The 8,392-nt window shown below is 70.7% G+C and carries 5 protein-coding genes and 1 pseudogene; 3 read left to right on the top strand and 3 right to left on the bottom strand.

Going from position 1 to position 8,392, the window contains the following annotated elements; all coding sequences use genetic code 11:
* Both ABZ371_RS25175 and ABZ371_RS25170 read left to right on the top strand, forming a co-directional pair.
* A pseudogene (locus tag ABZ371_RS25175) lies at nucleotides 1–95 on the top strand (rhomboid family intramembrane serine protease); the annotation flags it as partial.
* Between the two features lie 25 nt (nucleotides 96–120).
* A complete protein-coding gene (locus ABZ371_RS25170) occupies nucleotides 121–675 on the top strand; it encodes a DNA polymerase ligase N-terminal domain-containing protein (RefSeq protein WP_358683555.1) in 555 nt (184 codons plus the stop codon).
* Between the two features lie 138 nt (nucleotides 676–813).
* Here the strand turns inward: ABZ371_RS25170 and ABZ371_RS25165 are convergent, their stop codons facing one another.
* Entirely contained in the window at nucleotides 814–1,503 is a 690-nt protein-coding gene (locus ABZ371_RS25165) for a class F sortase (RefSeq protein ID WP_358683553.1), read from the bottom strand.
* Between the two features lie 182 nt (nucleotides 1,504–1,685).
* Nucleotides 1,686–2,435, bottom strand: coding sequence for a hypothetical protein (locus tag ABZ371_RS25160; protein WP_358683551.1), 750 nt, complete (start codon nucleotides 2,433–2,435; stop codon nucleotides 1,686–1,688).
* A gap of 563 nt (nucleotides 2,436–2,998) precedes the next feature.
* Between ABZ371_RS25160 and ABZ371_RS25155 the strand changes: the two genes are divergently transcribed.
* The gene (locus ABZ371_RS25155; RefSeq protein ID WP_358683549.1) at nucleotides 2,999–5,179 is read left to right on the top strand and encodes a discoidin domain-containing protein; all 2,181 of its coding nucleotides are present in this window, start codon (nucleotides 2,999–3,001) and stop codon (nucleotides 5,177–5,179) included.
* Nucleotides 5,180–5,437: 258 nt separating this feature from the next.
* On the opposite strand, the gene ABZ371_RS25150 is transcribed toward ABZ371_RS25155, so the two are convergent.
* Nucleotides 5,438–8,146, bottom strand: coding sequence for a cellulose binding domain-containing protein (locus tag ABZ371_RS25150; protein WP_358683547.1), 2,709 nt, complete (start codon nucleotides 8,144–8,146; stop codon nucleotides 5,438–5,440).
* Between the last annotated feature and the right edge of the window lie 246 nt (nucleotides 8,147–8,392).

The raw sequence follows: 8,392 nt of genomic DNA, 5'->3' as shown, positions 1-8,392 counted from the left end.
ACGTGATCGCCGACCCCGGTCAGGGATCGCTCGGCGCGTCCGGAGCGATCTTCGGACTGCTGGGCGCCACGGCCGTCCTGATGCGGCGCATGAACCGCCTCCCGTCGGAAGGACACGGTCGTGGACATCGAGGGCACACGGCGTTTCGTGGTGCAGATCCATGACGCCCGGCGCATGCATTTCGATTTCCGGCTCGAGATCGACGGCGTGCTCAGGTCGTGGGCCGTCCCGCGCGGGCCGTCGGACAACCCCCGTGACAAGCGCCTGGCCGTCGCCACGGAGGACCATCCGCTGGAGTACGGCGCCTTCGAGGGCGTCATCCCACGGGAGACGCAGGGCAGCGGCACCGTCATCGTCTGGGACCAGGGCACCTACCGGTCGCTCAGCCACGACCCGGCGGGTGCCCCCGTCCCGATGGGCGAGGCACTGGAGCGCGGCCACGCCACCTTCTGGCTGGCGGGATCCAAGCTGCACGGCGAGTTCGCGCTCACCCGCTTCCATGTGGGCGAGGAGGACGGCACCGAGGGCCCGGAGGCCTGGCTGCTGATCAAGGCGAACGACCGGCAGGCCGTGCACGACCGGCCGGGCACCCCCGACCCGTACCACGCCCGCTCGGCCCGGACCGGCCGGACCCTGCACCAGGTCGCCGTGGCGGAGAGGGAGAGTGCCCGCTGAACGGCACGCGACGGGCACCGGCCTGACACGGACGCGCCGCGCCCGGTGCCGCCCGGTCGCGGTGCCCTGACCCGGCCCCGCGACGGTGCTCGGGCGCGGCCCTCCCGTCCGTGCGCGGGGTCAGGCGCCGGCGCGGGGTCAGGACTTCTCGGCGGAGTCCAGGTGGGCGAAGACCACGACGTTGTCCTTGTAGTCCTTGGCCTTCCTGTCGTACTCGCCGCCGCAGGTGATCAGCCGCAGCTGGGCGGTGCCGTTGTCGTCGTACACGCGGTCGCTGGGGAAGTCGGCCTTGCTGAACGTCTCGACGGTGTCCACCTTGAAGGTGGCGACGACGCCGTCGTCCCGGGTGATGTCCACCGTGCTGCCCTTCTTGAGCGTCCTGAGGTACAGGAACACCGCGGGGCCCGTCTTGGTGTCGACGTGGCCGGCGACGACCGAGGTGCCGCGCTCGCCCGGGGTGGCCCCGTCCTTGAACCAGCCGACGAGGTTCTTGTCGTTCGCGGGCGGCGGGTCCAGCCGTCCCGAGGGGCCGATGGACAGCGGTGTGAAGGGAGCGTCGACCGCGATCTCCCGGATCACGAGGCGTTCGGGCTCGGACCTGGACAGCCCGGGCCGCTCGGTGCCGCCGGAGACGGACGGCACGGGTGTGGCCGGTGCGGTGGCGGCGGGGACGGGTGACACGACGGGGGGTGGCTGCACCCCCGCCGACGCGTCGAAGGAGTTGTAGACGAGGAGGAAGCCCAGCCCCACTGCCGCGGCGGGCCACAGCAGGGATCGGCCGAGGGCGGGAGAGGCGGAATCCGGTGCGGGCGGCTGCTGGGCGGCCATGCGGTGACGCCTTTCGTGCGAGGTGGGGCGGGCGAGGCCCGCGGGGACGAGGCGGGGGGAAGCCGCGGGCCCTGCGAGCGGGACACGCCCGCAGGACCCGGCGAACGGGAAAATCGGCGCGGCCACCGCCCGGGGAGGACGGCGGCCACGACGGCGTTCGGTCAGGGGGTTGTGGGACCCTGTCAGACCGCCGCGGTACCCGAGGCGTTGCGGCGGCGCATCCGGTAGGCGGCGGCGCCGATGCCACCGAGCATCAGGACCGAACCGGCGGCCAGGCTGCTGCCCGACAGGGCCATGGCTCCACCACCGGTGTGCATGCCGCCCTCGGGCTTCTCGTGCTTCCAGGACTCCGGCTTCTCACGGTCGTCGTTGCTGCCGGTCGAGGAGTCTTCGTCCTCGTCCTTGTCCTTCTGCCAGTCGTCGGCCGAGAGTCCGGTCAGCGCGCCGCCACCGGCGTGCACACCGCCCTCGGGCTTCTCGTGCTTCCACGAGTCCGGCTTCTCACGGTCGTCGTTGCTGCCGGTCGAGGAGTCCTCGTCCTCGTCCTTGTCCTTCTGCCAGTCGTCGGCCGAGATCCCGGCCAGCGCGCCGCCACCGGCGTGCACACCGCCCTCGGGCTTCTCGTGCTTCCACGAGTCCGGCTTCTCACGGTCGTCGTTGCTGCCGGTCGAGGAGTCCTCGTCCTCGTCCTTGTCCTTCTGCCAGTCGTCGGCCGAGATCCCGGCCAGCGCGCCGCCACCGGCGTGCACACCGCCCTCGGGCTTCTCGTGCTTCCACGAGTCCGGCTTCTCACGGTCGTCGTTGCTGCTGGACGAAGAGCCGCTGTCCTTGTCCCAGCCATCAGCCGAGGTCACGGCGTATGCGGCTGGGACGGAGACCGCGAGGACCGCCGTGACGGCGGCCGATGCGAACAGGGTGCGGGCAGAGCGCATGAATACTCGGTCCTTTCGTCGGACCCGCGCTGGCCGACCGGTTGCCGGCTCATCGAATCGTGGGTGCGACGTGATCCACCGTCAGCCGGAATCGGCAGGCGCACCACTCGGGAGCTCAGCATTCGAGGGACGCCCTGGGCTCAACGTGTGACAGGGAACCGGATGTCACCCGTTGGACGGCACGCCACGCCGGACGGTGGTTTGGGAGACGGGCGATCACCGGTGTACGCGCTGCCGGCGGCCGGCTCCCCCGCCTGTACGCCTGCGGGCAGGGACGCCCGGCCTCGCCGACGGGCTGCGGCCACGTGCGGTGCGGGCGGCCGGAGACGCTGCTCGCCATGTCCTGAACCGTTCGCGCGCCCCTCCCCCGCGTGTCGGCGTCGGGGTGACGGGCAGAAGGGCGGCCGGCGGGACCATGCCGTCAGTTCTTGTCGCCAACAGGGGCCCGTACATCCGCTGTTCCACATCTCTTGACGCGTTCGTAACAAGGGTGGAGTATCTCGCACAGCCGGAGAGAGCGCTCTCTGGCGTCGTGTACCCGCCCCACGACTCAGGAGATCCCCATGCACGCACCCCCCGTGTTCCGCACCTCCCTGGCACCGGACAGAAGGCGCACCACCACGCTCGTCCTGGTCGCCGGACTCGTCCTCTCCCTCCTGGCCTTCGTCCCGCAGTCCCCCGCGAGCGCCGCGCCCACCCTGCTCTCCCAGGGCCGGACGGTCACCTCCTCCAGCCAGGAGAACGGCGGGACCACGGCCGCCTCCGCCGTCGACGGTGACCTCGGGACACGCTGGTCCAGCACCTTCTCGGACCCTCAGTGGATCAAGGTCGACCTGGGGGCCGCCGCCTCGGTGAGCCAGATCGTGCTGCGGTGGGAGGCGGCCTACGCCACCGGCTACCGCATCGAGTTCTCCTCGGACAACAGCACCTGGACCACCGTCCACTCCACCACGACCGGCCGGGGCGGCACGGAGACGCTCGCTGTCTCCGGCACGGCCCGGTACGTCCGGCTGACGGGCACCGCCCGCGCCACCACCTACGGCTACTCGCTCTGGGAGTTCCAGGTGTTCGGCACGACCGGTGGCGGGGGCGACCCGCAGATCCCCGGCGGCGGCGACCTCGGGCCCAACGTGCTGGTCTTCGACCCCTCGACGCCCAACATCCAGGCCAAGGTCGACCAGATCTTCCAGCAGCAGGAGACGGCCCAGTTCGGCACCGGCCGCTACGCGCTGATGTTCAAGCCGGGCACGTACAACAACATCAACGCCCAGATCGGCTTCTACACCTCCATCGCGGGCCTCGGCCTGAAGCCGGACGACACCACCTTCAACGGTGACGTGACCGTCGACGCCGGCTGGTTCAACGGCAACGCCACCCAGAACTTCTGGCGTTCGGCCGAGAACCTCGCCCTGAACCCGGTCAGCGGCACCAACCGCTGGGCCGTCTCCCAGGCGGCTCCGTTCCGCCGGATGCACGTCAAGGGCGGACTCAACCTCGCGCCGAACGGATACGGCTGGGCCAGCGGCGGTTACATCGCCGACAGCAAGATCGACGGCCAGGTCGGCCCGTACTCGCAGCAGCAGTGGTACACCCGCGACAGCTCGGTCGGCAGCTGGGGCAACGGGGTGTGGAACATGACCTTCTCCGGGGTCGAGGGCGCGCCGGCGCAGAGCTTCCCCGAGCCCCCGTACACCACGCTGAACAACACCCCCGTCTCGCGCGAGAAGCCTTTCCTCTACCTCGACGGCAACGACTACAAGGTCTTCGTCCCCGCCAAGCGCACCAACGCGCGTGGCGTCTCGTGGAGCGGGACCCCGCAGGGCGAGTCGATCCCGCTGAGCCAGTTCTACGTGGTCAAGCCGGGCGCCACCGCCCAGACCATCAACGCCGCGGTACGCCAGGGGCTGCACCTGCTCTTCACCCCGGGCATCTACCACGTGAACGAGCCGATCGAGATCAACCGCGCGAACACCGTCGCCCTCGGCCTCGGTCTGGCGACGATCGTCCCGGACAACGGGGTGACCGCCGTCAAGGTCGGTGACGTCGACGGGGTCAAGCTCGCCGGCCTGCTGGTCGACGCCGGCACGCAGAACTCGTCGGTGCTCGTCCAGGTGGGGCCGGACAACGCCTCGGCCGACCACGCGGCCAACCCGACCACCGTCCAGGACGTCTTCGTCCGGGTCGGCGGCGCGGGCGCCGGCAAGGCGACCACCGGCATGGTGATCAACAGCGACGACACCATCGTCGACCACACCTGGCTGTGGCGCGCCGACCACGGCGACGGCGTCGGCTGGGAGACCAACCGGTCCGACTACGGCCTCCGGGTGAACGGTGACGACGTCCTGGCCACCGGCCTGTTCGTCGAGCACTTCAACAAGTACGACGTGCAGTGGTACGGCGAGCGGGGCAGGACCATCTTCTTCCAGAACGAGAAGGCATACGACGCCCCCAACCAGGCCGCCATCCAGAACGGGGACATCAAGGGCTACGCCGCGTACAAGGTGGCCGACTCGGTCACCACGCACGAGGGCTGGGGCATGGGCAGCTACTGCTACTTCAACGTCGACCCGACGATCCGTCAGCAGCACGGCTTCCAGGCGCCGGTGAAGCCCGGAGTGAAGTTCCACGACCTGCTGGTGGTGTCGCTGGGCGGCCAGGGCCAGTACGAGCACGTCATCAACAACACCGGATCCCCCACGTCCGGTACCTCGACCGTCCCGTCCCAGGTGGTCTCCTTCCCCTGAGCCGGGATGAAACGCGCCGACTCGGGTGAGGCGCGCGGTGCGGGGCCCGGCAGTCGATGCCGGGCCCCGCGTCACGTGCCGAGGAGACCGCGGACGGGCCGTGCGCCGCGGGCTCGACGCCGGCGGTCAGCGCGTCGGCGTCCGCCACGCCGGTCTCCGGGCACGTGGGCGCACTCCCCGCGGCACAGGCGGGACGTGGTGCCGCGTCGGGCCGGTGCGGGGGGCGGCGTACGGTCCCTCCGCACCGGTCCGCGGGTGTCAGGTGACGGAGCAGGCGGCGCCGTTGAGCGTGAACGCGCCGGGTTCGCTGTTGCCGCCCGTCCAGGTCCCCGAGAAGCCGAAGCCGGCGGAGGCGCCTGCGGCCACCTTCCCGTTCCAGCCCACGTCGGTCGCCGTCACGCCGGCACCGTCCTGCCGGGGGGTCGCGTTCCACATCTGTGTGATCTTCTGGCCGTTCGCGAAGGACCAGCCCAGCTTCCAGCCGTCGTAGGCCGCGCTGCCCGTGTTCACGACCTTCACATCGGCCTGGAACCCGCCTGGCCACTGATTGGTGACCGTGTACGACACCGAGCAGGCGGCGTCCTCGGCCGGCTCCTCCGGATCGGGGTCGGGACCGGGACCGGGGTCGGTCCCGCCGCCGTCGGCGTCCGACGACTCGCCCACCTGGATACCGCGCCCGTTGGTGGAGACGTACACCCGTCCGTACACACGCGGGTCGCCGGTGATCGCGGCTCCGGTCCACCCCCACTGGTGCGCGTCGTCGTTGATCCTCGTCCAGTGCGCACCGGCGTCCGTCGAGCGGAAGATCCCGCGCACCCCGCCGATCTTGGCGCTGGTGAATACCGTCGGGTAGGCCGCTCCGGCGGCCGCCTTGCCGAAGCCGACGCTGTCGGCCTGCTCCACGCCCGTGACCTTCGTGAAGCCGGCGCCGGAGTCGGTGGAGCGCCACAGTCCGTACGCTCCCGCCGGTGCTCCGCCGGCGAGCCAGATGTCGCCCTCGGTCTGCGGCAGGGCCTTGAAGCGGACGTTGCCCTCGGCGGGGAGTCCGCGCGCCTTCGCGGTGAAGGTGGCGCCGCCGTCGGTCGACACGTAGAAGGTGCCGGCCTTGAATCCGTAGAACTTCTTCGAGTTCTTCCGGTCGGACTCGACGATCGCGCCTGCGGGGATGCCCGTGGACGCGGTCCAGGTGTTTCCGTAGCCGGTGGTCCGGTGAACGCCGGCGCCGTCCGGGCTCCACACGAATCCACTGCCGTCCGAGGCAGCGGCCACCGTGCCCCCGCCGGTGACTCCCGAGGGCTCGGAACCCTGGAACCAGTTGGCCCCGTTGTCGGTGGAGAATCCGATGTGCGGGGCGGCGTCGGCGTTGCCGACCCGTACGACCGTGCCCGGGGACGACTCGGCGAAGTCCAGGCTGGTGGTCGAGTCGAGGTTGGGGGACGTGAACATCATGCGGGGCACCGCGTCGAGATCCGTGTGCCGGAAGCCGCCGATGTCACCCAGTGCGCTCAGCAGGGGCGCACCGGAGGGCGGGCTCGCCAGGTCGTTGACCGCCGTCTCCTCCAGCCCCTTCACCATGGGAGTGATGGTGAAGGTGCCGCCGGAGTCCCACGACGTGAGGTTCTCGGTGCCGTAGACCGTAGCGCCGGTGCCATACATCATCCGGTCGGAGTCGAACGGGTCGATCTCCAGGGACTCCGTCATCCACCCCAGTTTGGGCGCGGTCTCCGGCGGCGACGGGTTGGCGCCCCAGCTGAGCCACGGCACGGAGGAGATGTCCTGGGTGTACCGGTTCGAGCGGTTGGGGTAGCTGCTGTAGTCCCAGGCCCGCGTCCAGGTGGCGCCGCTGTCCGTCGAGCGGAAGATCTGGGTGTCGGGCCACCAGGAGCTGTAGGCCGTGGCCATCAGGGTGCCCGGGTCCTGCCGGTCCACGGAGAGACCGCTGAAGCCGTAATAGGTGTCGGCCTCCGCGGCCGGACTCACGTCCGTCCACTCGCCGGTCGCGGTGGCGTAGCGCCAGATGCGGCCCTTTGCTCCGTCGTACGGGCCGCCCGTGTCACTCGTCGTCAGGTACAGGTGGCCCGTCGTGGAGTCGAGCACGCCCTTGTGCGCGAGGTGGCCGGTCGGCTGGCCGGCGATCCGCGACCACGTCGTGCCGCCGTCCCTGGACCGGTAGACGGTGTTGTCCTTGTCGGCGACCCCGACGTAGATGTCCTGCGTGGCACTGCCGGCTCTGCCCGAGCGCTCGTCGAAGGTCACCCACACGACGCCCTGGTTGTCGTTGCCGTACCCGCTCGTGTCGGACGGGTCCTGGGCGTAGTTCCCCGGGTTGGGGAAGGCCTTTACCTGTGACCAGGTGACGCCCGCGTCGGTGGAGCGCCACAGCCCGTGGCCACTGGGCGCACCCAGGTAGAGTACCGAGTTCTTGTGGGGGTCGACAGCCAGGCGTTCGCCCATGCCGCGACCCGGCATGTTGCCGCCGAGCTTGAACGGGAGCGTGGCGGCCTTCCAGGAGGCTCCGCGGTCGGAGGAGCGCAGGACCGCGCCGTTCGTCGGATCCCAGCTGTTGGTGTACGTGCCGACGGCCGCGTAGACGTTGTCGGGGTCGACGGTGTCGGAGGCGAGGCTGACCACTCCGGACCAGCCCCACCTGTCCCAGTCCACCCAGTCCAGCAGCGGCTTCCACCGCTTGCCGGCCTGATCCCAGCGGTAGGCGCCGCCGATGTCGGTGCGGGCGTAGGCGAGGTTCTTCTCGGAGCGGTTGAAGACGATCCCCGGCACGAAACCGCCGCCGTCGATCCGTGCGTTCTTCCAGGTGTAGGTGTCCGCGGCTGTGGACACATCGGATGCTTGGGCCACGACGGGCGGATCGTCGGGCTGCGCCACGGCCGGGGTGCCGGCGAGCGACAATCCCGCCGTCAGGGCGAGGGCCGCCAGCAGGGCGGCGAAGGGTCTTGCGCTGGAGCGCACGGATGCGTCCTCTCCGGGCTGGGCCGCCACTCAGTGGCGGTACGGATGCGACAGCAGAAGTGGGAGCGCTCCCAAGAGCAAGCCGATGGTAGCGCCGCACGCCTCCCGGGAGAAGGGTCCGCGACGGCTTTCATCGGATGTCTCCGCCCCGAAGGTCTGCCGTCCGGAGACCCTCCGTGAACAGAGGGCTTCCATGCGCCCTTGAGGCCGGCCGGCGGCGCGCCGCGCGACTCGCGCCCACCCGCC

Origin of the sequence: Streptomyces sp. NPDC005899, from assembly GCF_040629645.1 — a bacterium.
Lineage (GTDB): Bacteria > Actinomycetota > Actinomycetes > Streptomycetales > Streptomycetaceae > Streptomyces.
The sequence above is the reverse complement of the archived record's forward strand: the minus strand, read 5'-3'. Positions and strand labels throughout refer to the sequence as shown.